The sequence below is a fragment of the Brevibacterium sp. JSBI002 genome, from assembly GCF_026013965.1.
GTDB lineage: Bacteria > Actinomycetota > Actinomycetes > Actinomycetales > Brevibacteriaceae > Brevibacterium.
Genome location: NZ_CP110341.1, coordinates 2,015,924 through 2,040,223, shown reverse-complemented (window position 1 = coordinate 2,040,223; position 24,300 = coordinate 2,015,924). Strand labels below are relative to the sequence as shown.

The following is a 24,300-nucleotide window of genomic DNA, read 5'->3' as shown; positions in this document are numbered from 1 at the left end:
CGTGGGAGCGCAGACTGATTGCCCTGCGACATAGGTACGCGTCCGTGGTTGCTTGGGTGCGGGAGCGGGCGGCGCTGTGGCCGGGTTCCGTCCGTCTCCTCTGCTGTGCCGCCGGCCTCTGGGCCAGTGCTCTCCTGTCACCGGAGCCGTGGGTGCTCTTCGGTGTTCCCGTGCTCGGACTCCTCGGTATCGTGATCCTGCGACGGCACCACCACCTCGGTGTCGGTGTCCTCGTCTTCACCTGCCTGCTGACGATCCAGATCACCGCCCTGGCCGCCGCTCACGGACCGGACGATGAGGCCGAGACCACTGGGCTCGTCGTCGGCCACAGTGAGCCCGGAGCGTCCGGCTGGACGCGACTGACCCTGCTCACCCCCACCGGATTCACCCACGTGCTCAGCCCCGAGACCGCCGCCGACGGAGCGACCGTGCGGATGCGCACTCAGCGCCTCGACGACATCCGCTCGACCGAGGCAGATCCGCAGGTGCTCGAAGAACCGAACCTACTGTGGCAGTGGCGTGAGAGGCTGCGCACCGAACTCCGCGTCGATTCTCTCGCCGTAGGCAACGACGGAGGACGGCTGCTGCCCGGACTCGTGGTCGGTGACACCTCGCCTCAGGACGACCGAATGGCCGACGATATGCGGGTCGTCTCCCTCACCCACGTCTCGGCCGTATCGGGCAGCAACGTCACGATCGTCAGCCTCGGTGCCGGACTGCTCGCCGGGGCCTGCCGAGCCGGCCCACGGCTGCGTGTGAGCATCGGTGTTCTCACCTGCCTCGCCTATGTCTTCATCGTCGGCTTCGAACCCAGCGCCATCCGCGCCGCCGGAATGGCGATTGCGGCGGCACTCGTCTTCCTGCGCGGCGGCGGGATCTCCCCGGTCGCGGTCATGTGCTCGACCGCGAGCCTGCTGCTTGCCTTCGTGCCGGTGTTGGCCACCTCGGTGGGGTTCGTCCTGTCCGTGGTCTCCACGGCCGCGATCATGTTCGTCGTCCCGATCCTGCTGTGCCGTCTCGCCGTGCACCTGCCGCTGCTGCCCACGGTGTTCGTGACCGCGCTCATCGTGCCATTCGTCGCCCAGCTTGCGTGCACCCCGGTGCTCGTGGCGATCGACCCGCGCATCGGTCTGTGGTCGGTGGCCGCCAACGCCGCGGCCGCACCGGCGGTCATGCCGGCGACGGTGGCGGGCTTCCTCAGCCTCGTGGCCACCGGCATCGCGATGGCAGGTGTGCCCGGAGCCGACTTCGCCTCGGCCCTGCTGGCGTGGATCGGGTCCTTCCCGGCCTGGTGGATCGTCCTCGTCGCCCGAGTCTGCGCCGCGCTGCCGGGAGCGGCGCTGGACTGGCCGGTGCCGCCGGTCGGAACGCTGCTGGCGCTCGGTCTGCTCGGCCTCGCCGTGGCCGGGACGTGGATGCTCGTCCGTCGTCGCCTCTGGGGTCTGCCCGTCCTCGTCGTGTGCTGCCTGCTCACTGCCGCCGTCATCGTCACGGTGAGGGCGAAGCCGCCTGCAGCGGACTGGCTGGTGCTCGTCTGCGATGTCGGTCAGGGGTCGGCGGCCATCATCAACTTCGGCGATGGTCGGGGCCTCGTCGTCGACACAGGGCGCGAGCCGAAACCCATCGACACCTGCCTCGACGAATCCGGGATCGAGGAATTCGATCTGCTCATCTCCCACTTCGACGCCGACCACTTCGCCGGCTATGCGGGCACGACATGGGGGCGCAAGGTCGACCGGCTGTTCGTCTCCGCGAACGTCGCGACCTCGCCCGAGGCCCGGCGCGTGATCGATGACACCGGCGCCGAGGCGGTCCCCACCCACCGCGGCCGGACGCTGACCTTCGAGACGGCGAGTCTGGAAGTGCTGTGGCCGCCCCTGCGCTCGGTCCCTGCGGCCGAGGACGAGGAGCTGCGCAACGAAGACTCCCTGGTGGTGCGGGTCGAACAGGAAGGGCTGAGCACTCTGCTGCCCGGCGACGTCGGAGCCGAGGAGCAGTATGTGCTCGCCCAACAGGTGCGACCGGTGGATGTGCTCGTCGCACCCCACCACGGTTCCTCCGATCTGGAACCCGAGTTCTTCGCAGCAGCGGCTCCCGGGCTCGGCATCGTCTCGGTGGGGGAGAACAGCTACGGGCATCCGAGTGAGAAGTCGCTGCGCTCCTTCGGTCCCGTGCCCGTGCTGCGCACCGATCACTGCGGTTCGGTTGCGCTCTACGCGCAGAGTCGTTTCAGCACGGGTCACAGGTGTCCGGAGGACAAGGGATGAGATGGCAGGTGTCGGTCCGTCTTGCCGGTCATGTCGGGCCGCCGCGATAGGCTGGGGTCCATGGCAGTGAAGAAGACCCTGATCCCGTGGAGCTCGGCGAAACCGGCCCCTGTCGTCATGATCTCCGGTGGCGAATCGGTGCTCGTGCGCATGGCCAAGGACCGCATCGTGTCGGCCGCACGGAAACAGGATCCCGAAGAGATCGAATTCGACGCTGCCGGATACCAGGCCGGCGAGTTGGCGATGGCGGCTTCACCGTCTCTGTTCTCCTCCTCGAAGCTGATCGTCGTCGATGCGGTCGAAAAGTGCTCGGAGGACTTCCTTAGTGACGCTTTGGCCTATCTGGACGCTCCGAACGATGACGCCGTCGTGGTGCTGCTGCACGCCGGCGGCAACCGGGGAGCGAAGCTCATCAAGAAACTCGACTCCGCCGGTTTTCCCCGCATCGACGCGGCGGTGCTGAAGAACGAAAGCGATCGGGCGAAGTTCGCCCAGACCCGGTTCAAGACCGCGAAGCGGCGCATCGACGAAGCGGGGATGGCCGCGCTCATGTCGGCGCTGGGCTCTGATCTCGCCGAACTCAATGCCGGAGTCGACCAGCTCATCGAAGACACCGAGGGCACGATCACCGCCGAGGTCGTCGACCAGTACTACGGCGGTCGGGTCGAGGCCACAGGCTTCAAGGTCGCCGATGCGGCAGTCGCAGGCGACGCGAAGAGCGCGCTCAGTCTGCTCAGGCATGCCCTGTCGACGGGGTCCGATCCGGTCCCGCTGGTGGCGGCAGTCGCGATGAAGCTGCGCGGTATGGCGAAGGTGCAGGGATTCTCCGGCACCAGCGGGGAGCTGGCCTCCGAGTTGAAGATGGCTCCGTGGCAGGTCGACCGGGCCCGCCGGGAGGTGAGGCGGTGGAACGAGGTGGCGCTCGGCCAGTCGCTCATCGCCGCGGCCGAGGCCGATGCGGCCGTCAAGGGCGGGGGACGCGATCCGGTCTACGCCGTCGAATGGTTCGTCTCAGAAGTCGCCCGCCTAGCCAAAACCCGCTAATTACTACCTGACGGCGGCCCAGCAACCTCGCGCCAGGTTGCTGGGCCGCCGTCAGGTAGTAATAGGGGAAGAGAACGGGGTCCGAACCGTGTGGTTCGGACCCCGTGAAGCTATAGCCTCAGTCGTGCTCAGAGAGCGTTGATCTGCGTAGCCAGGCGCGACTTGCGGTTCGCAGCGTTGTTCTTGTGCAGAACACCCTTCGAAACAGCCTTGTCGAGCTTGCGGGCAGCCACAGCATAAGCCTGCTGTGCCTCTTCCTTGTTGCCGGCAGCAATGTTCTCGCGAACGACGCGGACGTAGGACCGAACCTCGGACCGGACAGCCTTGTTGCGCTGACGAGCCTTCTCGTTGGTCTTGATCCGCTTGATCTGGGACTTGATATTAGCCAATTTCAACACTCTTTCGTGTTAGTGGTACATGGTCGTGAGGGCGCATCGAACCGACATGATCATCTCCGCGGGGAAACACATCGACGACATCGAATCCGACGGCGTCTTCACCCGACCTCGGCGAGACACACGCCTTGATGAAGACACAATCACCTATGGTACAGGCTCGAGTCCCGGGCTGGAAATCCCCGCGCACCCATCAACGCAGGGAAGATGAAGGCTCCGCTCGCCCGGTCTGCCGAGTGTCAACCGGAGATGTGCTCGGCCACCCGGTCGAAGACGTCGCGGGGCATGATCGCGCCTTCCCTGCGGATCGAATCGGGATCGAGACGGATGATGCGATCGAGGCGGAGCTCCGAGGGCCGACCCTGCGAATCCCAGTCCCCGGTGCCGATGTTCATCCACTTCGCGTGCCGGTCCTCTCGGACCTCGCCGACGCCGCCGGGGATGTGATCCTTGCTGGTGAGCATGAGCGCGAGCACCCATCTGCCGTCACGTCCGACGACGAGAGACGGTCGATCCTTGCCCTGCGAGTAGTCCTCCTCGAAGGGGACCCACCCCCAGACGACTTCGCCCGGATCGGCGTCGCCGTCGAGGTCGGGGGAGTAGCTGACGGTGATCGAGCCCCTGTAATCGCCGGGATACGCACCGGATCCGCCCTGGCCGCCCGAGGCGGAACGATTGGCAGAACCCGCCGAGGCGGCACCTCCACCGCCGGACCGTGCCGAATTCGGCCGGCTGGCATCCGTTGGCTGCGATGCGCCTCCGGAGTTCTTCTTCGACTGCGATTGGCGCAGATAGCGCAGCCCTTCGCGGACACCGATTCTCGCGGCCCGATTGACCAGTGATCTCCAATTCATATGTCCAGCCTAAACGAGCAGGCTGGCACAGGCTGCAGAGAACTGTGTGCCGACCCGGTCGGGCGAACGAGCCGACGCGGACGGGCAAACGACCCGTAATGATCGGCCGCACGAGCCGTCACGGTCACGAGAATTCGAGGACCGCCTCGACGGGGAAATGGTCGGAAGGGTACTTCCCGTCGACCTCGAACGTGTCGATGCGCGTGGTCAGTGTGCGCAGGCCCGGGGTTGTGAGGATCCAGTCGATGCGCGGCTCGCCTGCCTTCGGACCCTTGTAGCGGTGGAAGGTGCCGATGTCCTCACCGGGGACCTCGGCGGCGGTGTCGGTGAGGCCGAGCTCGGTGCAGAAGAAGTCGTAGACCGGGGAGCCGGTGGCGACATTGAAGTCACCGGTGACCACGCAGGGATGGGCCACCTCGGCGATGGTCTCGGCCATGATCCGACCGGACTCTAGACGGGCGCGCTCGGATTTGTGATCGAGGTGGGTGTTGAGCACTCGCAGACGCCGGTCGGATCCGAGGTCACGGACATCGACTGTCGTCAGGGTGCGCGCATGCGAGACTCCCCACGATTCCGAGGCCACGGTGTCGGGCTGTTCGGACAACCAGCTGATGTCCACGGCTTCCACGTCGAAGCGCTTCGAATCGAGGATCACGGCGGTGAACTCGCCGGAGTTGCCGCCGGAGTGGCCCTCTCCGAGCCAGATGTACTCTTCGGGCAGCAGGCTGATGAGCGTCTCGAGCTGGTCGAGTTCACCCTCCTGGGTGCCGATGAGGTGCGGACGTGCACGCCGGATGAGTTCGGCGGCAATGGGCAGCCGCTCGGCCACCGGATGACCGTCCATCGCGGGATAGCGGAGGTTGAAGCTCATGACCCGGAATTCGCTCATGACTCCATCCTCTCCGATCGGCGCCGATCGGCGGGTCGCGAATCGCGAAAGACACGGACGATCACGACGTGCACGCCCGTGGATTCCAGGTCCGCGAGCAAGTCATGAAACAATGGGGGATCCGGTCTGTCTGGGGACCTGGTCTGTCAAAGAAAGGGCGTTCATGTCACCTCAGGTGAATAAGGAAGCTGCAAAGCGGATCTCACCGTCTGCCACCTCACCCGAGCTGATTCGCAATTTCTGCATCATCGCTCATATCGACCACGGCAAGTCGACCCTAGCCGACCGCATGCTCCAGATGACCGGCGTCGTCGAGAACCGCGATATGCGTGCCCAGTACCTCGACCGGATGGACATCGAACGCGAACGCGGAATCACCATCAAATCCCAGGCCGTGCGCATGCCGTGGGAACACGAGGACACCCCGTACGCGCTCAACATGATCGACACTCCCGGGCACGTCGACTTCAGCTACGAGGTCTCGCGGTCCTTGGCCGCCTGTGAAGGTGCACTTTTGCTCGTCGACTCCGCTCAGGGCATCGAAGCCCAGACGCTTGCCAACCTGTACCTGGCCATGGAGAACGATCTGACGATCATTCCCGTGCTCAACAAGATCGACCTGCCGGCCGCACAGCCGGAGAAATATGCGGAAGAGCTCGCCAACCTCATCGGCTGCGAACCCGAGGACTGCCTACTCGTGTCCGGTAAGACCGGCGAAGGCGTCGAGGAGGTCCTCGATCGCATCATCACCGATATCCCCGCGCCTGTCGGCGATGCCGATGCCCCGGCCCGCGCGATGATCTTCGACTCCGTCTACGACACCTACCGCGGTGTGGTCACCTATGTCCGCGTCATCGACGGCTCTCTGTCCCCGCGCGAGAAGATCGAGATGATGTCGACCGGCACCACCCATGAGCTGCTGGAGATCGGTGCCTCCATGCCCGAGCCCAAGGCGACGAAGGGCCTGGGCGTCGGCGAGGTCGGCTACCTCATCACCGGTGTCAAGGATGTGCGCCTGTCGAAGGTCGGCGACACCGTCACCGCCGCTGCGGGGCCCGCGACGGAGGCTCTCGGCGGTTACCGCGAGCCCAAACCGATGGTGTTCTCCGGACTCTTCCCGATCGACGGGTCCGACTACCCGGTGCTGCGCGATGCGCTGGACAAACTCAAACTCAACGACGCCTCTCTCGCCTACGAACCCGAGACCTCGACGGCTCTGGGCTTCGGCTTCCGCTGCGGATTCCTCGGTCTCCTCCATCTCGAAGTCCTGCGCGACCGCTTGGAACGGGAGTTCGATCTCGACCTCATCTCCACCGCCCCGTCCGTGATCTATGACGTGACCATGGAAGACGGTTCGGAGACCGTGGTGACGAACCCGAGCGAATACCCGACGGGCAAGATCAAGGAAGTCCGCGAACCGATGGTGCAGGCGACCATCCTCACCCCCAGCGACTACATCGGCGCGGTCATGGAACTGTGCCAGGATCGCCGGGGCAAACTCCAGGGCATGGACTACCTGTCCTCGGACCGCGTGGAGATCCGCTACCGTCTGCCGTTGGCGGAGATCGTCTTCGATTTCTTCGACCAGCTGAAGTCCCGGACCAAAGGCTACGCCTCCCTCGACTACTCCGACGACGGTCAGGACGCTTCCGACCTCGTCAAGGTCGACATCCTGCTGCACGGCGACCAGGTCGACGCATTCTCCGCGATCGTCCACCGCGACAACGCCTATTCCTACGGTGTGGCGATGGCAGGGAAGCTGCGCAAGCTCATCCCGCGTCAGCAGTTCGAGGTGCCCATCCAGGCGGCCATCGGCTCACGCATCATCGCCCGCGAGACGATCCGCGCCATCCGCAAGGACGTGCTTTCGAAGTGCTATGGCGGCGACATCAGCCGTAAGCGCAAGCTGCTCGAGAAGCAGAAGGAAGGCAAGAAGCGGATGAAGATGGTCGGCACCGTCGAGGTTCCGCAGGAGGCGTTCATCGCGGCCCTGTCCTCCGACGAGCCGGAGACGAAGGACAGCAAGAAGTAAGTGCCCGCACAACCGACCGGTGAGGTCCCTCCGCGCGACGGTTCGCTGCCGACATCGGTGGGGATCGGGGCTGCCGAGCGGGGGCTGAGCCTCTACATCCATGTCCCGTACTGCCGGGTCCGCTGCGGCTACTGCGACTTCAACACCTATACCGCCGACGACCTCGGCCCGGGCGCGTCTCGCGAGGACTACCGCAGCAATCTCGCCCGTGAGCTCGATCTGTCCGTGTCCGCCCTCGACGAGGCGGGGGCCGGCGACCGTGAGGTCTCGACGATCTTCTTCGGCGGAGGCACCCCGACCTTGCTCGCAGCGGATGTGCTCGCCGGGGTGATGGACGATGTCCGCGCCCGCTTCCGCCTGGCGGAGAATGTCGAAGTCACCACCGAAGCCAACCCCGACACCTTGGACCCCGTCTACATCGCGACCCTAGCCGGAGCCGGTTTCAACCGCATCTCCATGGGCATGCAGTCGGCCGTGCCGCACGTGCTCGCGACCTTGGACCGCACCCACGATCCGGAGAAGATCCCCGAGGTGGCCCGTTGGGTCAAGGACGCCGGTCTCGAGCTCAGCCTCGACCTCATCTACGGCACTCCGGGGGAGTCGATCGACGATTGGCGTCGCTCTCTCGACGTGGCCCTGTCCAACGAGGTCGATCACATCTCGGCATATTCCCTCATCGTCGAACCGGGAACGAAGATGGGCGCGATGGTCCGTCGCGGCGAACTGCCGATGCCCGATGAAGACGACTTGGCCGACAAATACGAGATCGCCGATGCCGCGATCTCCGCTGCCGGTCTGCACTGGTACGAAGTGAGCAATTGGTCGACCGGTCCCGAGACTCGCTGTGAGCACAATATGGCCTATTGGCGCAATGCCGACTGGTGGGGTTTCGGGCCCGGCGCCCATTCACACATCGGAGGCGTGCGGTTCTGGAATGCCAAGCACCCCCGTGCCTGGGCCGATCGGCTGTTGGCGGGGGAGTCCCCGTCGATCGGTCGTGAGGTCCTCGACGTTCAGACTCGGGAGATCGAACGGATCATGCTGGCGGCCAGGATCGACCGCGAGCTGCGTCTGGATTCTCTGGCTCCAGGCAGCGAAAAGGCGGTCAGAACTTTCGTCCGGCAGGGTCTGCTCGACGCCGATGGCGCCGCGGTCGGCTGGTTCCAGCCGACTCTGCAGGGACGTCTCATGGCCGACTATATGGTGCGCATCCTCACCGAATACGTGTGAATGAGCCTCGCCCCGTCACCCGAGTTCGGGTGGCGGGGCGAGTACTTCTGCGAATCTGCTGGGGAGCAACGCTCAATGGGCGTCAGATCACTTGATCCAGTTCGGCGTCACCGGAATGCGGTATCCCTCACCGCGGTTTGCTGCCATACCGGCGATGATCTCGATGACGATCATATAGATCGAGAGAACCGGCAGGAGCAGGAGGATGAGGAAGCCGATGCCGACGATCGTGAGGATTCCGCCGATCAGCCCGATGCCGAACGCGGCAATGACGCCGATGATCAGCAGATTGAGCGACTGTGCGCCATGGTGGCGGAGGAACGGTGACTTGTCTTTGTTGATGATGAAGAGGATGAGCGTGACGATCCAGCCGACGCCGACGACATAGGTGGCGGCGTGAGCGAGGTGTGACCACAGCGCGGTCGTCCGTTCACTCTGATCTGCATTCCAGAAGCCGAGCGAATTCGGGCCGTAGGCCGCATCCGGCAGTTCGGCCCCCATGGGCACTCCGGCGGCAGCCGACTGCGCCGAGGATGCTCCCTGGAATCCGTAACCGGGCTGAGGGTGACCCTGCGGAGCGCTGTGCGCCTGCTGAGATCCGTACGGCTGCTGGGCGCCGCCCGCCTGCTGCGAACCGTAGCCCGGCTGGGAACCATACTGCTGCTGAGGATTCTGCGGCTGAGAGCCGTACTGGGCCTCACCGCTCTGCTGCGGCTGCGAACCGTGTTGTGGCTGCTGGGTATACGGCTGCTGCGAGCCCGACTGCGGGGAATAGTTCGGAGGCATCGGCTGTGAATGTCCGTTGTTCGGCTGCTGCGGGTTGTCCGACATGAGAGTCCCTTCAGAGTGTGCGATCACTCCACACTAACCCAGAGAGTCCGGGCAGCCCCAGAGGGTCCGGGCTGACCCAGAGAGTCCGGGAGAGCGGGAATGGTCACTTCACGAAATTGATGGTGAGCGGGAACTTATACCCCTCACCCTTGTTCGCGGCGACGGCCGCGATGATATAGAAGACGCAGTAGACGAGTGGGACGATCAGCGCCGCGTACATGACGATGATGCCGATCCCGAAAGTCACCAGTGCCAGGATGAACCCGACGAAGCCGAAGACGAAGAGCGCACCGAAGGTGACGATCGTGTTCGTGATCATCGCGTTGAGACCCTGACGTGAGTGTTCGCGGACGAACGGCGATTCGTCCTTCTTCACGAGGAACATGATGAGCGGCATGAAGCCGAAGATGATCGAGCCGAGGTGAGTCCACATTGCCGTGGTGCGGTCGGGTTCGTGGGCCATCCAGAACTGCTCGGAGCCGGGTCCGTAGGCCTGCTCAGGCAGGGAGCGGGAGTCGAACATCGCCGGGTTGTGCATCTGCGGCATATCGTAGCCCGGCCGCGCGCCATATCCCGGCTGGTCCCCGTAGTTCGGCTGGCCCCCGTAGTTCGGCTGAGCGCCGTACGCCCGCTGCGAACCATACCCCGACTGCCCACCGGAACCCGGCTGACCGCTGTGCGTCTGCGAATACTGCTGGCCCTGCGGAGCGTAGGGCTGCTGCGAACCGGAGGCCTGAGAGTAGTTCGGCGGCATCGGGCGGCTGCCCGGCTGCTCGGGGTGATACGACATGGGGATCCTTTCGAAGAGTGCTTGCCACTCACCCTAACGGAGCGACGTGTCCCGAGGATGTCGGGAAAGCCTCACTCCTGTGACAGATTCGGCACACGCCGACAGCTCCGCGTGACCATGACGCTCCACCGCGCCGCACCACCGACGACTCTCACCCGACGGTGACGAAGTCGATGAGCTCCTCGACGCGCCCCGACAGCGTCGGTTCGACATCAGCAATGGTGCTCACCTTCCCGAGGATGCGCACCCACCCGCGGGCAACGTCCCGATGGTCGGCGTGAGGCCATCCGATGCGACGCAGTATTCCCGTCTTCCAATCCTCACCGCGGGGGACGACCGGCCACTCGCGGATGCCGACGACATGGGGCTTCACCGCCTGCCAGATATCGACGTACGGGTGACCGATGATGTGGACGACATCGCGGTACCGCGGATCGGACCGGACCGCCTCGGCGATCTTCGATTCCTTCGTCCCGTTCACCAGATGGTCGGCGAGGACACCGACTCGATGTTCCCGATCCGGACCGAAAGCCTCGAGCTTGTCGGCGACATCATCGAGACCGCCCAGGGGCTCGACGACGACGCCCTCGATGCGCAGGTCATCGCCCCAGATCTTCTCGACGAGTTCGGCGTCGTGCTTGCCCTCGACCCAGATGCGCGACCCACGAGCCACCCGAGCCTTCGCGCCGACCACGGCGCGAGACCCCGAGGCCGTCCGTCCGGGCTGCTGCGCCTTCTTCTTCGGCAGCTGCACATCGACGGGCTGTCCCTCGAGGAGGAAACCCGGTCCCAGGGGGAAGGCACGTACCTTGCCGACGCGATCTTCGAGCTTGACGACGACACCGGCCGTGGTCTTCTCCGCGCCGACGACAGCGCCGACATAGCCGCTCATCGCATCCTCGAGAACCATGCCCAGGCCGAGCTCGACCTGACGGGACTTCTTCGGGCGGTGCGACGACGGGGAGGAACCGGAGAGCACATCGGGACCATATCGATCAAAAGCATTCACGGGCACCCACCATAATCAAGGACGGTCCCGCAGGCGTGCAGACCCGCAGGCCACCCCTGAAATGAATTCCGGGAACGAGAGGCGTAGAATTGGCACTCAGACTCACAGAGTGCCAAGAGCAGGCACGGGACCGCGATGGATCGGCGAGACAGAGAGGAGATCCGCGATGAACGACAGCAGACGTGCACAGGTGCTGCGCGCCATCGTCGAGGACTTCGTCGCCACCAACGAACCCGTGGGATCGAAGGCGATCGTCCAGCGCCACACCCTCGGCGTCTCTCCCGCCACGATCCGCAACGATATGGCCGCGCTCGAACAAGAGGGCTATATCGCCCAGCCCCACACCTCTGCCGGACGGATCCCCACCGACCTCGGCTACCGGATGTTCGTCGACCGGATCGACGAGTTCAAACCGCTGACCACCGCCGAGCGGCGCGCGATCTTCCAGCTCATCGACGGCGACGTCGACCTCGACGAGATGCTCGACCGCACCGTCCGCGTCCTCTCCGGCCTCACTCGACAGGTCGCGCTCATCCAATACCCGACGGTGTCGCGGGCGCGCATCAAGCACATCGAGATCGTCGGACTCGTTCCCGGCCGGATCCTCGTCGTCCTCATCACCGACGCCGGCCAGGTCGAGCAGAAGTCCGTGATCACCCCGAGCCCGCTCGACGAAGACGCCGTCCGCGAACTACGCGACAAGATCAACGCCGAATTCGCCGGACGAACACTCGCGCAGGTCTTCGGATCGGCCCCCGCCGCCGAGGCGCCCGCCACCGAATCGAGTGACCCGGCCGCTCGTGACGACTCCGGACTCACACAGGTCAGGGCCGCCGTCGTCGACCTCGTCGCCGCGACGCGTGAAGAGCGCATCATCATGGCCGGCACCGCGAACCTCGCCCGCTCCGGAAGCGAATTCGGAGAGAAGATGGCCCCGATCCTCGAAGCCTTCGAAGAACAGGTGGTCCTGCTCAAGCTGCTCACCTCGATGGCCGAAGACCACGAGGAGATCAGCGTGCGCATCGGGCGTGAGAATACTCACGAATCATTCAGCTCGACTTCCGTCGTCGCCGCCGAATATGGTCATGACGCGGGTTCCTCGGCCAGACTGGCAGTGCTCGGCCCGACCCGAATGGACTATCCGACGACGATCTCGGCAGTCCGTGCCGTCGCCAAATACGTGTCCTCGATCCTCGATCGAGGGTAGGTCCCTTGACATCGATCAGGGGCACCCGCAGACGGGAAGCGCAGAACCGGTGAGCACCGCGCAAGGGCGCAGCCACCACCACGAACAGAGAAGACCACTACGTCAGGGAGAGAGAAGTTTCTGTGGCCGATCACTATGAAACACTCGGAGTGTCCAAAGATGCTTCCGCGGCTGAGATCAAGTCGTCGTACCGGAAACTGGCACGCAAGTACCACCCGGACGTCAATCCCGGTCACGAAGACGAATTCAAAGCCATCTCACTGGCCTACGACGTGCTCTCCGACTCGGAGAAGCGCCGCAACTACGATATGGGCGGCGGCGAGAATGGCCAGGGCTTCCCGGCCGGCGGCGGATTCGGCGGATTCGGCGACATCTTCGAGACCTTCTTCGGCGGTGGCGGCGGTCAGGCCGGAGGCCCGATCCCGCGCACCCAGCGCGGCAAGGATGCCCTCGTCGGCGTCAATATCGACCTGAAGACCGCGGCCTTCGGCGGCACCGTCGACCTCGACGTCACCACTGCAGTCGTCTGCGACACCTGTTTGGGCGCCGGCACGCAGGAAGGCACGAAGATCGAGACCTGCTCGCTGTGCCACGGAGCCGGCAGCGTCCAGCGCATGACCCGGACCCTGCTGGGTCAGATGGTCACGAACCAGACCTGCAACTCCTGCCACGGCTTCGGCACCGTCATCCCGAACCCCTGCCTCAACTGCCAGGGCGACGGACGCGTGCGCAAACAGCGGACCATGAAGATCCGCATCCCCGCCGGTGTCTCCGACGGCACCCGCATCCAGCTTTCCAGTCAGGGTGAGGTCGGCCCCGGAGGCGGACCCGCCGGTGACCTGTTCGTCGAGGTCATGGTCACCCGCCACGAGGTCTTCCAGCGCGACGGCGACAACCTCCGGGCCGCCATCTCCGTGCCGATGACCGCAGCGACCCTGGGCGCCACCATCCCGTTCGAGACCTTCGACGGCACTCAGGACCTCACCATCGCCGCCGGCACCCAGTCCGGCACCATCGTGAAACTCCCCGGACTGGGCGCGTCCCGCCTGCGTTCGGAGACTCGCGGCGACCTGCTCATCACCGTCGACGTCCTCACCCCGGACAAACTCGACGACGAACAGCGCGAACTGCTCGAGAAACTCGCCGAACTGCGCGGCGAAGAGACACCGCGCGCCCAGATCTCGACCGAGAACCGCGGAATGTTCTCCCGCATGCGTGAGCGGTTCGCCGGTCGGTGAGTCTTCCCGTCTTCCGCTCCGCTACCGCCGCCGAGGCGGTCGTCGGGTCCGCCCTCACCCTCGGTGAGGACGTGGCCGGGCATGCGGTGCGGGTGCGTCGGATCGGTCCCGGCGAGGACATCGACATCGTCGACGGAGAAGGCGCACGTGCGCGCGGAACCGTCACGGCCGCCTCGGCGAACCAGCTGACGATCGACGTCACCGAGGTGACGGTCGAGGACAGCGCGGGTCCGCGCCTCGTCCTCGTCCAAGCCCTGGCCAAGGGCGACCGGGACCTGCAGGCCATCGAAACGGCCACGGAGATCGGCGTCGACGACGTCATTCCCTGGGCGGCCGAACGCTCGATCGCCGACTGGCCGGCCAAGAAGCGGGAGAAGATGGCCGCGAAATGGGAGAACCTCCTCGGAGCGGCCTCCCTGCAGGCCAGACGAGCACGATTTCCCATCCTCCACGACCTCGTCCGCGGAGCCGCCCTGGCCAAGACCCTCGACGACGCCGACGCGGTCTTCGTCCTCCATGAGACCGCTCAGCGCAGGCTCTCCGAAGCGTTGGACGACCTGATCGCGAACGACTCGGCGCAGCTGCCGGAGCGCATCGTCTTCGTCGTCGGCCCCGAGGGCGGCATCAGCGACGGCGAACTCGCCGCCCTGACCGGCCGTGGAGCGACCCCGGTGCTGCTGGGACCGACGATCCTGCGCTCGTCATCGGCGGGACCCGCCGGTCTCGTCCTGGCCCAGAATTCATTGGGCCGTTGGTGAGGCATCGGACTAGGATGGAAGCACACTCAGGCGCTGCCGGTGACGGTGCGCTCACTTGCAAAGGAACATTCTGGACATCACCCCACCGAACCCGAACTCCATGAACCCCACCGACTCGGACACCGGCGCAACCGGCGACGGTGCCGCCGGCGTTGATGCCGTGACGGACAGCCACGGTGCCGATCGTGACACCGTGCGACTGGTCATCCCCGACTCCATCGACCTCGTCGCCTTCTTCGGTCCCGGAGAATCGAACCTGCGCGCCCTGGAGAAGACCTTCGCCGACCTCGACATCCACGTCCGAGCCAACCAGGTCCAGGTCACCGGCGACCCGAAACGCGTCGAAGCCTTCGTCAGCGTCATCGGGGAACTCAAGAAACTCCACGCGGCCGGCCATCGCATCAACGAAGAGACGGTCGAGAGAGTCACGACGTTCTCCTCCGAAGGAGCGGCCGCCTCGGCGGTGCTGGGCACGAACATCCTCTCCACCAGGGGAAAGTCGATCCGTCCGAAGACGATGGGCCAGCACGACTACGTCAGGGCCATCCGCAACCACACGATCACCTTCGGCATCGGTCCAGCCGGAACCGGCAAGACGTACCTGGCGATGGCCATGGCCGTCAACGCCCTCCAGCACAAAGAGGTCTCACGGATCATCCTCACCCGTCCGGCCGTCGAAGCCGGGGAGTCCCTGGGCTACCTGCCGGGCACGCTCAACGACAAGATCGACCCGTATGTGCGTCCGCTCTATGACGCCCTGCACGACATGGTCGACCCCGAATCGATCCCGCTGCTCATCGAGACCGGAACGATCGAGGTCGCGCCCCTGGCCTATATGCGCGGGCGCACCCTCAACGACGCGTTCATCATCCTCGACGAAGCGCAGAACACGACGGCCGAGCAGATGAAGATGTTCCTCACCCGCCTCGGCTTCGGATCACGCATGGTCGTCACCGGTGACATCTCCCAGATCGACCTGCCGGGCAAGACCCGCAGCGGACTCAAGGTCGTCCGCGACATCCTTGATGGAATAGAGGACCTGCAGTTCTGCGAACTGGGCAGCAAGGACGTCGTCCGGCATTCGCTGGTGACGAAGATCGTCGAAGCCTACGACCTGTGGGGGAGTGCCGAATGAACACCGAGATCCTCAACGAGACCGACGCCGATGTGGACCTCGACGAAGTCGTGGCCCTGACCGAGTACTTGGGCGAAGCCCTGCACATGCACCCCGGTGCGGAGCTGGCCGTGACCATGGTCGACTCAGCGGCCATGTCCGAACTCCACGTCACCTGGATGGACCTCGAAGGACCAACCGACGTGATGTCCTTTCCCATGGATCAGCTCCACCAGGGCGAGCCGGAGAAGCCGACCGAAGGTCAGATGGGCGACATCATCATCTGCCCCGAGGTCGCCGAGGCTCAGGCTCGGGCGGCAGGTCATTCGACGATGGACGAGGTCCTGCTGCTGACCGTCCACGGATTCCTCCACCTGCTCGGCTACGACCACGGTGAGCCCGAAGCGCGGGAAGAGATGTTCGCCCTCCAGCGGCACCTGCTGCTGACCTTCTTCGCGGCCCGCTACGACGGTCGCACCGACATTCCCACCCCCACCGAGGTCTGATCGTGTTCATGTTCTTCCTCGGGGCGGCACTGTGCCTCATCATCGCAGCCACACTCTCCGCCGTGGATGCCGCGCTGCTCAACGTCTCCCACCATGCGGTCGAAGAGGCGAAGGAGGACGGCAAACGCTCAGCGGTGCGTGTCGAGCGGATCCTCGCGGACCTGCCGACGAACATCAACGTCATCATCTTCGTCCGCAACTTCCTCGAAGCACTCGCTACGGTGTTCATCGCCCTGGCCTACGATTCCTACTACTCCGTGGGACCGCTCATGGTCTTCCTCACGGTGATCACCGCCTCGGTGGCGGTCTTCATCATCACCGGAGTCTCCCCGCGGACGATCGGCAAGCGCCGATCGCTGGCCGTCAGTCTCAACCTCAGCTGGGTCGTGCGGATCGTCCTCGTCGCGCTCAAACCGCTCACCCGCATCCTCGTCGTGCTCGGAAATCTGCTGACACCTGACAAGGTGTACAAGGACGGTCCGTTCGTGACCTCCGAACAGCTGCGCGATCTCGTCGAGCGGGCGAGCGAATCCGACATCATCGAAGACGGCGAACGCGAGATGATCCAGTCGGTGTTCAACCTCTCAGACACCTCGGCGAACGAGGTCATGGTGCCGCGCACCGACCTCGTCACCGTCGATGCGGACGTGAGCCTGCAGAAGGCGATGAACCTGTTCTTCCGCTCCGGCTTCTCCCGCATCCCCGTCTGCGGGGAGGACCTCGATGACGTCCGCGGAGTCGCCTACCTCAAGGACGTCGCCCGCCGCCTCCACCTCCACCCCGAGGAGGCCGACCGTCCCGTGGGCAACCTGGCCCGCTCCGTCCTGTTCGTCCCGGAGACGAAGCCGGCCGATGACCTGTTGCGGCAGATGCAGCTGGATTCGACGCATCTGTCGATCCTCATCGACGAATACGGTGGCACCGCAGGGCTGGTGACCATCGAGGACATCGTCGAAGAGATAGTCGGCGAGATCGAAGACGAATACGACAACGGCGATGACGAACTCGTCGCCGCCGAAGACGGATCGTTCATCATCAGCACCCGCATGTCGATCTCCGACTTCGCCGAGTACTTCGACGTGCGCATCGACGAAGACGATGTCAACAGCGTCGGAGGACTGCTCTCGAAGCTCATCGACCGAGTGCCCATCGACGGCTCGCATGCGTCGATCGAGGGCCTCGAGATCGAAGCCATGGAGGGCCAGGGCCGACGCCACCGAATCACCCACGTGCGGGTCACCCGCACCCACGAGAACAGCAGACACGCACAGCGGACCGCCGCAGCCGAAGGTTCGGGGACGAAGGAAGAGGACTGAGATGGAATTTCGCACGGACTACCCCGAGGACTATCGGGCCGGCTTCGCCTGCTTCGTGGGTCGCCCGAATACGGGAAAGTCGACGCTGACGAACGCCCTGGTGGGGGAGAAGGTCGCGATCACCTCGGCCAAACCTCAGACGACCCGGCATACGATCCGCGGAATCGTCCACAAGGACGACCACCAGCTCATCCTCATCGACACCCCCGGACTGCACAAACCGCGTACCCTGCTCGGGTCCCGACTCAACGATCTCGTGGCCTCCACGCTGGGCGAGGTCGACGTCATCGGCTTCTGCCTGCCCGCCGATGAGCCGATCGGTCCCGGCGACCGATATATCGCCTCCCAGCTGGCGCTGCTGGACGGACGGACCCCGATCGTGGCGCTGGTGACGAAGGTCGACCGGGTGCCCAAGGACAAAATCGCCGAGGCGCTGCTGGCCGTCGGCGAGCTCGCCGACTTCGCCGATGTCGTCCCCGTCTCCGCGGTCGAGGACTTCCAGGTCGACACCGTCGATTCGGTGCTCGCGGCGCATCTGCCGAAATCTCCTCCGCTCTATCCCGACGGTGACCTCACGGACGAGCCGGAAGAGAAGATGATCGCCGAGCTCGTGCGCGAAGCGGCCCTCGAAGGCGTGCGTGACGAACTGCCCCATTCCCTGGCCGTGCAGGTCGAGGAGATGTACCCGCGGGAAGGACGCAGCGAGGACAATCCGCTGTGGAACGTCCACGTCAACCTCTACGTCGAACGTCCGAGCCAGAAGGCCATCATCATCGGCAAGGGCGGAAGTCGGCTCAAGACCATCGGGTCTGAATCCCGGCAGGGCATCGAGCGGCTCCTCGGCACGAAGGTCTACCTCGACCTGCACGTCAAGGTGGCCAAGGACTGGCAGCGCGATCCCAAACAGCTCGGCCGCCTCGGCTTCGACTTCAACAACTGATCTGCCGGGTCGGTCGCCGCTGGTGATGCGAACAGCACGTCGGCGGAGGCCGGGCGGCGGTGGATGGACGGCGGAAGCGCCGCGGATGCGCTGCCTGTGACGGGCATCACCCTCCTGGGCTCGAGTTGAACCGCGCGCTCGAGCCTGCCTTAGACTAGGCCGAGTGAATGCCGAGCAGACTCTGGTCGCACTGAGCGACCGATCCCCACAGGTTGCCCCCGAAGAGCTCATCGCAGGTCTCGTGCCGCCGCCTCAGTTCGAGGACGTGTCCTTCGACAGCTACCGCACCGACCCCGCGGAGCCCTCGCAGGAAGAAGCACGGAACAAGCTGCGGGAATTCACCCAGCGCTCGACCGACAAGGGATTCCTCGGCAAGCTGTTCCAAAAGGGCAGATCCGGCGCCAAGGGCGTCTACCTCGACGGCGGCTACGGTGTCGGCAAGACCCACCTGCTGGCTTCGGCCTGGCATGCCAACGAGAAGCCGGCGACATTCGGCACCTTCGTCGAATATACGAACCTCGTCGGAGCCCTGGGCTTCGCCCGGGCTCGCGACGACCTGTCGAAGATGAAGCTCGTCTGCGTCGACGAATTCGAACTCGACGATCCCGGCGACACCGTGCTCATGTCCCGGCTGATGCGCGAACTCACCGACGCCGGAGTGAAGATCATCGCGACATCGAACACTCTGCCAGGGTCCCTGGGGGAGGGGCGCTTCGCCGCCCAGGACTTCCTGCGCGAGATTCAGGCGCTGGCCGATCAGTTCGAGGTCTATCGCATCGACGGCAAGGACTACCGTGCCCGTGAGCTCACCGCTCCAGCGGACCCGCTGCCGGAATCCGAACTCGATTCGGCCGCGAGCCAGCTTGACGGAGTTGTGGCTCGCGATGACTTCTCCGCGCTGCTCAGCCACCTGTCCACCGTTCACCCCTCACGCTACGGGCGGATGGTCGACGGAATCGACGCGGCTGTGTGGGAGAACGTGCGCACGATCGACAATGAGAGTGTGGCTCTGCGCTTCGTGGCGCTCGTCGACCGGCTCTACGATCGCAATGTGCACATCATCAACTCCGGTGCCGCTCTCGACAAGGTCTTCACTGAAGAATCGCTGGCCGGCGGGTACAAGAAGAAGTACATGCGCTGCCTCTCGCGACTGACCGCTCTGTCGTCCTGAGCTGAGAGGCCATCGACGCCCGTCGCACCTCTGATGAAGGTGGGACGGGCGTCGGTCGTCTCTCAGCGCAGGCCGATCACATCGAAGAGACGCAGGTCCGGGACCCAATCGGGCAGGCCGGTGAGTTTCAGGGTGAGCCACACGATCACAGCCACGAAGGCGGCCGTCACAGCCCCGATGGTCCACCGCACCCACAGCCGCTGCGCCATGATCCAATGCGTCCAGCGTTCGACGTTGTCCCTAACGAAGCGCAGAAGCCGCTGAGCCCAGTGGAACTCGCTGGAGATGATGAACAGGCCGATGATGACGATGAGCCAACCGGGGCCGGGCAGTGGAACGAGAGCGAGTCCGATGAGCACGACGAGTGTGCCGAGGCCGCCGACGACGGTGCGATAGAGGCGTGCCGTGTGCGGGTTGGCCAACACTGTGCGCCGCCAGCGGAGGAACCCCAGACGCAGTTTCCGCCACGGTCGGGGACCTTGCCGGTGGTGGCGTGACAACCAGCCTTTCGGGCGGGTCTGCGGGCTCTCTGCATTCACCCAACCACTATAAGATGGTGACCCTGAAAGCTTGATCGATACGTGTGACCACGATCACCCGATTCTGATTTTGCGTAAGCCGCCACCTGCGTATAGAGTTATATCTCGTTGCCAGGCAAACCGGGCAGCGAGAAATGCGGATGTGGCTCAGTTGGTAGAGCATCACCTTGCCAAGGTGAGGGTCGCGGGTTCGAGTCCCGTCATCCGCTCGGAGGCGTCATGGCACTGCCTTGGCGGTGGCGTGGCCGAGAGGCGAGGCAGCGGCCTGCAAAGCCGTATACACGGGTTCGAATCCCGTCGCCACCTCGGATGACCGGCAGGAATGTCGGTTGACCAGCGCGATTGGCGCAGCGGTAGCGCGCTTCCTTCACACGGAAGAGGTCACTGGTTCGATCCCAGTATCGCGCACAGAAGAAGCCCCGAGTGATCCACTCGGGGCTTCGTGCATTCACGCTTGAGCTTCTTTCGCAACAGCTCACTTTTGGGTGAATAGCCCATGTTTGAAACTGGGCTGTTCACTCTAAGCTGGGCTGAACCCGCGAAACTGGATTGTGTACGTTTAGTTCATCGTGTTCCAGGACTGAAACGCGGTCAGCATGCGGTATCAAAGGGGTTTGCTAGTACGCTAGGTGTTGTACTAAACGACGATGACTCGGAGCACCTATGTCTACTCCTCAGAACCCGTACGGTTCGGGTGACGGTTCGCCCAACAACCCCAACGGGCAGAACCCGAACAACCAGCCGCCGAATGCGCCCAGCTACGGCAACGATCAGAACGCCGGTCAGCAGCCCGGTCAGTACGGAGCGGAGCAGCCCGGTCAGCAGTACGGATCGTCGGGCGACCAGCCCAATGGTTCGCAGCCGAACTACGGTGCGTCGAACGACCAGATCCAGTATGGCCAGAACCAGTATGGCCAGAACCAGTACGGCCAGGATCCGAACAATCAGAACCAGTACGGTCAGGGCCAGCCTGACCAGAATCAGTACGGGGACAACCAGTACGGACAGAACCCCTACGACGCCAACGCGCAGGGATACGACGCCAACCAGTACGGCCAGCAGCCGGCCTACGCCGGTGCCGACGGATCCTCGGATCAGTTCATTCCGGCCAACCCGAACTCCGGCTACGGCCAGTACCCATCCGGGTCGGGCGGCAACACCTCGAAGAACATCTGGGGCATCCTCGCCCTCATCGGCGGCATCGTCGGCGTCCTCGGTGCCTTTGTCTTCGGCGGCGGCGCCCTCTTCGGCATCGCAGCGGTGATCTTCGGCTTCGTCGGACTCTCCGCGGTCAAGAAGGGCCTCGCCAGCAACAAGGGCCTCAACATCACCGGCATCATCCTCGGCATTGTGTCGGTCGTCATCTCGATCGCCGTCGTCATCTTCACCATCCTCGGCATCGGCATGCTCGGCAAAGCCATCGACGAAGCTGCCAGCTCATCCGCCCCCGCCGACCCGAGCCAGGGTGCTGGCCAGGACCCGAGCCAGGGCTCCGGCGGCTCCGACGGCGGACAGGCCGCACCTGCTCAGGCCGGCGAGGTCGAGATCGGCACCGACGTCACCGCCCAGATCAATGTCCGCCCGGGCACTGTGTCGTCGTCGGCTTCCGGTGCCCAGTCGTCCAACGGTGAGGTCGCCATTGTGACGATGACTGTGAAGAACAACTCGAGCTCCGATGTCGAGATGACTCTCACGAATCTGTCCGCCAACAACGGCGGCAGCACGGAATACGACGACGTCTTCGACGGCGGAAACTACAAGGGCTCTCTGGCCTTCACCGATCCGGTTCCCGCCGGCGGAGAGACGACCTATGAATTCGCCTTCGGTGTGCCCAAAGCTGAAATTGATGGAATGCACCTCAAGCTCGATCTCGTCGATGATCTCGGCAAGGGCACGGACTTCGAGTTCTACAAGCAGTGACACCCTGTATCCCGAGGTGACAAGGCACTTTCGGCCCTAAGGCCTCGGGCACGGGCTTCGGCAGACTCAGTGTGGGTGGCAGTCATTCGACTGCCACCCAACTGATTTGTCACAAGCGAATTGGTACTAGAATCTGAGGGTGACCAGCCCACCGGAAGGGCTGGTCGAATGAACACGTGACGAACGGAGAAATCAGTGGCAGACAGCATCGACTGCGCGGGCGAAAGCATTCCCTGGAAAGAGGGTCTGACCGGAACGGAGATCTTCTCCACCGACCGCACAGTCGTCGCCATGTGGCTGAACGGCGAACCCGCCGACCTCAGCCGCGAGCTGCAGTCAGGAGATCGGATCGCTCCGATCACCATCGACTCCGACGCCGGACTCGACATCCTGCGCCACTCCACCGGTCACGTCACCGCTCAGGCCGTCCAGGAGCTCTTCCCCGGAACCAAGCTCGGCATCGGGCCCTACATCACCGACGGCTACTACTTCGATTTCGACGCCGCCGAACCCTTCACTCCTGAGGACCTCAAGGCGATTCAGAAGAAGGCCGCCCAGATCGTCAAGTCCGGCCAGACCTTCAACCGCGTCGTCGTCTCCGAAGAAGAAGCCCGCGAGCGGATGGCCGACGAGCCGTACAAGCTCGAACTCATCAACGACAAGGGCAAGGGCGGCGACGAGGAGACCTCCGTGGAGGTCGGCGGTGGTGAACTCACCGTCTACGAGAACGTCGACCGCAAGGGCGAGGTCGTCTGGCAGGACCTCTGCCGCGGCCCCCACCTGCCCAACACCAAGCTCATCGGCAACGGCTTCGCCATCACTCGATCCTCGGCGGCCTACTGGCGCGGCGACCAGGCGAATGCGAGTCTGCAGCGTGTCTACGGAACCGCCTGGGCGTCGAAAGACGACCTCAAGGCCTATCAGGATCGCATCGCCGAAGCCGAACGTCGCGACCACCGCAAGCTCGGTGCCGAGATGGACTTGTTCTCGTTCCCCGAAGAGCTCGGCTCCGGCCTGCCCGTCTTCCACCCCAAGGGCGGTGTCATCAAGCGGGAGATGGAGGACTACGTCCGCGCCCGTCACATCGACGAGGGCTTCGAATACGTCGGGACCCCGCACATCTCGAAAGAGACGCTGTACTATACCTCCGGACACCTGCCCTACTACGGGGAGAACATGTTCCCGGCGATGTCCGTCGACGAGGTCCGAGACGAGTCCGGCGAGATCGTCAAGGAGGGCACCCCGTACCGGCTCAAGGCCATGAACTGCCCCATGCACAACCTCATCTACCGGTCCCGGGGCCGGTCCTACCGCGACCTGCCGCTGCGGCTGTTCGAGTTCGGCACCGTCTATCGTGACGAGGCCTCCGGAGTCATCCACGGCCTCGCGCGCGTCCGCGCCCTGACCCAGGACGATTCGCACTCCTATGTGGCTCAGGAAGACGCGGGCAAAGAGATCCGCCACCTGCTGAACTTCGTGCTCAGCCTGCTGCGCGACTTCGGCCTCGACGACTTCTACCTCGAACTGTCCACCCGCGACGAGGACGGAAAGAAGGCCGACAAGTTCATCGGCTCCGACGAACAGTGGGCCGAAGCCACCAGCGTGCTCGAAGAGGTCGCTCAGGAGACCGGACTCGAACTCGTCCCCGACCCGGGCGGCGCGGCCTTCTACGGCCCGAAGATCTCCGTCCAGGCCCGCGACGCCATCGGCCGCACCTGGCAGATGTCGACCGTCCAGCTCGACTTCAACCAGCCCGAGCGCTTCGGACTCGAATACGTCGCCGCCGACGGCTCCCGCAAACAGCCGGTGATGATCCATTCGGCGAAGTTCGGTTCCATCGAACGCTTCCTCGGCGTGCTCACCGAGCACTACGCCGGTGCCTTCCCCGTGTGGCTGGCGCCCGTGCAGGTGACCTGCATCCCCGTGGCCGATGAATTCAACGACTACCTCGCCGAGGTGGCCGACCAGCTGCGCAAGTCCGGGGTCCGCGTCGAGATCGACGACAGCGACGATCGGTTCCCGAAGAAGATCCGCAACGCCTCGAAGTCGAAGGTGCCCTTCACCCTTATCGCCGGTGGAGAGGACCGTGACGCAGGTGCCGTGTCCTTCCGCTTCCGCAACGGTGACCAGGAGAACGGCGTCGCCGTCGCCGAGGCGGTGCGACGGATCCTCGGCGCGATCGAGACCAAGGCCCAGGTATGAGCGGAGGCGACGACGGCCGAACCGCAGCGGAGAACTCGGACGGCAGCC

At 64.6% G+C, this 24,300-nt stretch carries 21 protein-coding genes and 3 tRNA genes; 17 read left to right on the top strand and 7 right to left on the bottom strand.

The features are described from left to right. Positions 1-44: 44 nt before the first annotated feature. On the top strand, positions 45-2,267 hold the full coding sequence (locus LJ362_RS09385) for a ComEC/Rec2 family competence protein (protein ID WP_264798794.1): 2,223 nt from the start codon (positions 45-47) through the stop codon (positions 2,265-2,267). A 60-nt stretch (positions 2,268-2,327) separates the two neighbouring features. Continuing rightward, a complete protein-coding gene (holA, locus tag LJ362_RS09380; protein WP_264798792.1) occupies positions 2,328-3,311 on the top strand; it encodes a DNA polymerase III subunit delta in 984 nt (327 codons plus the stop codon). A 128-nt stretch (positions 3,312-3,439) separates the two neighbouring features. Here the strand turns inward: holA and rpsT are convergent, their stop codons facing one another. From rpsT to LJ362_RS09365, 3 genes are all read right to left on the bottom strand, one after another. Next, complete coding sequence (gene rpsT / locus LJ362_RS09375; RefSeq protein WP_139467376.1) at positions 3,440-3,700, bottom strand: 30S ribosomal protein S20; 261 nt, start codon at positions 3,698-3,700, stop codon at positions 3,440-3,442. 245 nt (positions 3,701-3,945) lie between these two features. Beyond that, positions 3,946-4,560 (bottom strand): type II toxin-antitoxin system PemK/MazF family toxin, encoded by a 615-nt coding sequence (locus LJ362_RS09370; protein ID WP_264798790.1) that lies wholly within the window; start codon positions 4,558-4,560, stop codon positions 3,946-3,948. A 124-nt stretch (positions 4,561-4,684) separates the two neighbouring features. After that, positions 4,685-5,449 (bottom strand): endonuclease/exonuclease/phosphatase family protein, encoded by a 765-nt coding sequence (locus LJ362_RS09365; RefSeq protein WP_264798789.1) that lies wholly within the window; start codon positions 5,447-5,449, stop codon positions 4,685-4,687. Positions 5,450-5,612: 163 nt separating this feature from the next. On the opposite strand from LJ362_RS09365, the gene lepA reads away from it, so the two are divergent. Together lepA and hemW are read left to right on the top strand one after the other, a co-directional pair. Beyond that, on the top strand, positions 5,613-7,481 hold the full coding sequence (gene lepA, locus LJ362_RS09360; RefSeq protein WP_101547210.1) for a translation elongation factor 4: 1,869 nt from the start codon (positions 5,613-5,615) through the stop codon (positions 7,479-7,481). Then, positions 7,482-8,711, top strand: a complete 1,230-nt coding sequence (gene hemW / locus LJ362_RS09355) for a radical SAM family heme chaperone HemW (protein ID WP_264798786.1) — start codon at positions 7,482-7,484, stop codon at positions 8,709-8,711. 87 nt (positions 8,712-8,798) lie between these two features. On the opposite strand, the gene LJ362_RS09350 is transcribed toward hemW, so the two are convergent. The 3 genes from LJ362_RS09350 to LJ362_RS09340 all read right to left on the bottom strand — a co-directional run bounded on the left by LJ362_RS09350 (position 8,799) and on the right by LJ362_RS09340 (position 11,347). Continuing rightward, a complete protein-coding gene (locus LJ362_RS09350) occupies positions 8,799-9,542 on the bottom strand; it encodes a DUF4870 domain-containing protein (RefSeq protein ID WP_264798785.1) in 744 nt (247 codons plus the stop codon). Between the two features lie 103 nt (positions 9,543-9,645). Next, a complete protein-coding gene (locus LJ362_RS09345) occupies positions 9,646-10,332 on the bottom strand; it encodes a DUF4870 domain-containing protein (protein WP_264798783.1) in 687 nt (228 codons plus the stop codon). 151 nt (positions 10,333-10,483) lie between these two features. After that, positions 10,484-11,347: a DUF3097 domain-containing protein gene (locus tag LJ362_RS09340; RefSeq protein WP_264798781.1), complete on the bottom strand. Its 864-nt coding sequence runs from the start codon at positions 11,345-11,347 to the stop codon at positions 10,484-10,486. Between the two features lie 160 nt (positions 11,348-11,507). On the opposite strand from LJ362_RS09340, the gene hrcA reads away from it, so the two are divergent. The 8 genes from hrcA to zapE all read left to right on the top strand — a co-directional run bounded on the left by hrcA (position 11,508) and on the right by zapE (position 19,591). Next, positions 11,508-12,548 (top strand): heat-inducible transcriptional repressor HrcA, encoded by a 1,041-nt coding sequence (hrcA, locus tag LJ362_RS09335; protein WP_264798780.1) that lies wholly within the window; start codon positions 11,508-11,510, stop codon positions 12,546-12,548. A 122-nt stretch (positions 12,549-12,670) separates the two neighbouring features. Further along, positions 12,671-13,786: a molecular chaperone DnaJ gene (gene dnaJ / locus LJ362_RS09330; RefSeq protein WP_264798779.1), complete on the top strand. Its 1,116-nt coding sequence runs from the start codon at positions 12,671-12,673 to the stop codon at positions 13,784-13,786. Beyond that, a complete protein-coding gene (locus LJ362_RS09325; protein WP_264798777.1) occupies positions 13,783-14,544 on the top strand; it encodes a 16S rRNA (uracil(1498)-N(3))-methyltransferase in 762 nt (253 codons plus the stop codon). Before dnaJ ends, LJ362_RS09325 begins: the two co-directional genes overlap by 4 nt. Positions 14,545-14,644: 100 nt before the next feature. Further along, positions 14,645-15,679 (top strand): PhoH family protein, encoded by a 1,035-nt coding sequence (locus LJ362_RS09320; RefSeq protein WP_264798776.1) that lies wholly within the window; start codon positions 14,645-14,647, stop codon positions 15,677-15,679. Continuing rightward, positions 15,676-16,164 carry an rRNA maturation RNase YbeY gene (gene ybeY / locus LJ362_RS09315; RefSeq protein WP_264798775.1) on the top strand — a complete coding sequence of 163 codons (489 nt, stop codon included), beginning with the start codon at positions 15,676-15,678 and terminating at the stop codon, positions 16,162-16,164. The genes LJ362_RS09320 and ybeY overlap by 4 nt, the downstream gene beginning before the upstream one ends. A gap of 8 nt (positions 16,165-16,172) precedes the next feature. Next, complete coding sequence (locus LJ362_RS09310) at positions 16,173-17,480, top strand: hemolysin family protein (protein WP_264801814.1); 1,308 nt, start codon at positions 16,173-16,175, stop codon at positions 17,478-17,480. 1 nt (position 17,481) lies between these two features. Beyond that, positions 17,482-18,420, top strand: coding sequence for a GTPase Era (era, locus tag LJ362_RS09305; protein ID WP_264798774.1), 939 nt, complete (start codon positions 17,482-17,484; stop codon positions 18,418-18,420). Between the two features lie 163 nt (positions 18,421-18,583). Next, positions 18,584-19,591: a cell division protein ZapE gene (gene zapE / locus LJ362_RS09300; RefSeq protein WP_264798773.1), complete on the top strand. Its 1,008-nt coding sequence runs from the start codon at positions 18,584-18,586 to the stop codon at positions 19,589-19,591. 62 nt (positions 19,592-19,653) lie between these two features. On the opposite strand, the gene LJ362_RS09295 is transcribed toward zapE, so the two are convergent. Next, positions 19,654-20,130, bottom strand: coding sequence for a TIGR02611 family protein (locus LJ362_RS09295; protein ID WP_264798772.1), 477 nt, complete (start codon positions 20,128-20,130; stop codon positions 19,654-19,656). 136 nt (positions 20,131-20,266) lie between these two features. On the opposite strand from LJ362_RS09295, the gene LJ362_RS09290 reads away from it, so the two are divergent. The 5 genes from LJ362_RS09290 to thrS all read left to right on the top strand — a co-directional run bounded on the left by LJ362_RS09290 (position 20,267) and on the right by thrS (position 24,252). Next, positions 20,267-20,339 (top strand) — tRNA-Gly (locus LJ362_RS09290). 26 nt (positions 20,340-20,365) lie between these two features. Further along, positions 20,366-20,436: transfer RNA gene (locus tag LJ362_RS09285), tRNA-Cys, on the top strand. 30 nt (positions 20,437-20,466) lie between these two features. Then, positions 20,467-20,538: transfer RNA gene (locus tag LJ362_RS09280), tRNA-Val, on the top strand. Between the two features lie 255 nt (positions 20,539-20,793). Next, the gene (locus tag LJ362_RS09275) at positions 20,794-22,050 is read left to right on the top strand and encodes a DUF4190 domain-containing protein (RefSeq protein ID WP_264798770.1); all 1,257 of its coding nucleotides are present in this window, start codon (positions 20,794-20,796) and stop codon (positions 22,048-22,050) included. 195 nt (positions 22,051-22,245) lie between these two features. Next, on the top strand, positions 22,246-24,252 hold the full coding sequence (gene thrS, locus LJ362_RS09270; protein ID WP_264798768.1) for a threonine--tRNA ligase: 2,007 nt from the start codon (positions 22,246-22,248) through the stop codon (positions 24,250-24,252). Positions 24,253-24,300 lie beyond the last annotated feature (48 nt).

What these genes read in the sequence shown, in the direction of transcription:
- LJ362_RS09320 (WP_264798776.1), top strand. Translation starts at nt 14,645, where the DNA reads ATGAACCCCACCGACTCGGACACCGGCGCAACCGGCGACGGTGCCGCC.
- LJ362_RS09365 (WP_264798789.1), bottom strand. Translation starts at nt 5,449, where the DNA reads ATGAGCGAATTCCGGGTCATGAGCTTCAACCTCCGCTATCCCGCGATG.
- ybeY (WP_264798775.1), top strand. Translation starts at nt 15,676, where the DNA reads ATGAACACCGAGATCCTCAACGAGACCGACGCCGATGTGGACCTCGAC.
- LJ362_RS09345 (WP_264798783.1), bottom strand. Translation starts at nt 10,332, where the DNA reads ATGTCGTATCACCCCGAGCAGCCGGGCAGCCGCCCGATGCCGCCGAAC.
- LJ362_RS09275 (WP_264798770.1), top strand. Translation starts at nt 20,794, where the DNA reads ATGTCTACTCCTCAGAACCCGTACGGTTCGGGTGACGGTTCGCCCAAC.
- holA (WP_264798792.1), top strand. Translation starts at nt 2,328, where the DNA reads ATGGCAGTGAAGAAGACCCTGATCCCGTGGAGCTCGGCGAAACCGGCC.
- era (WP_264798774.1), top strand. Translation starts at nt 17,482, where the DNA reads ATGGAATTTCGCACGGACTACCCCGAGGACTATCGGGCCGGCTTCGCC.
- hrcA (WP_264798780.1), top strand. Translation starts at nt 11,508, where the DNA reads ATGAACGACAGCAGACGTGCACAGGTGCTGCGCGCCATCGTCGAGGAC.
- LJ362_RS09350 (WP_264798785.1), bottom strand. Translation starts at nt 9,542, where the DNA reads ATGTCGGACAACCCGCAGCAGCCGAACAACGGACATTCACAGCCGATG.
- LJ362_RS09310 (WP_264801814.1), top strand. Translation starts at nt 16,173, where the DNA reads ATGTTCTTCCTCGGGGCGGCACTGTGCCTCATCATCGCAGCCACACTC.
- LJ362_RS09370 (WP_264798790.1), bottom strand. Translation starts at nt 4,560, where the DNA reads ATGAATTGGAGATCACTGGTCAATCGGGCCGCGAGAATCGGTGTCCGC.
- lepA (WP_101547210.1), top strand. Translation starts at nt 5,613, where the DNA reads ATGTCACCTCAGGTGAATAAGGAAGCTGCAAAGCGGATCTCACCGTCT.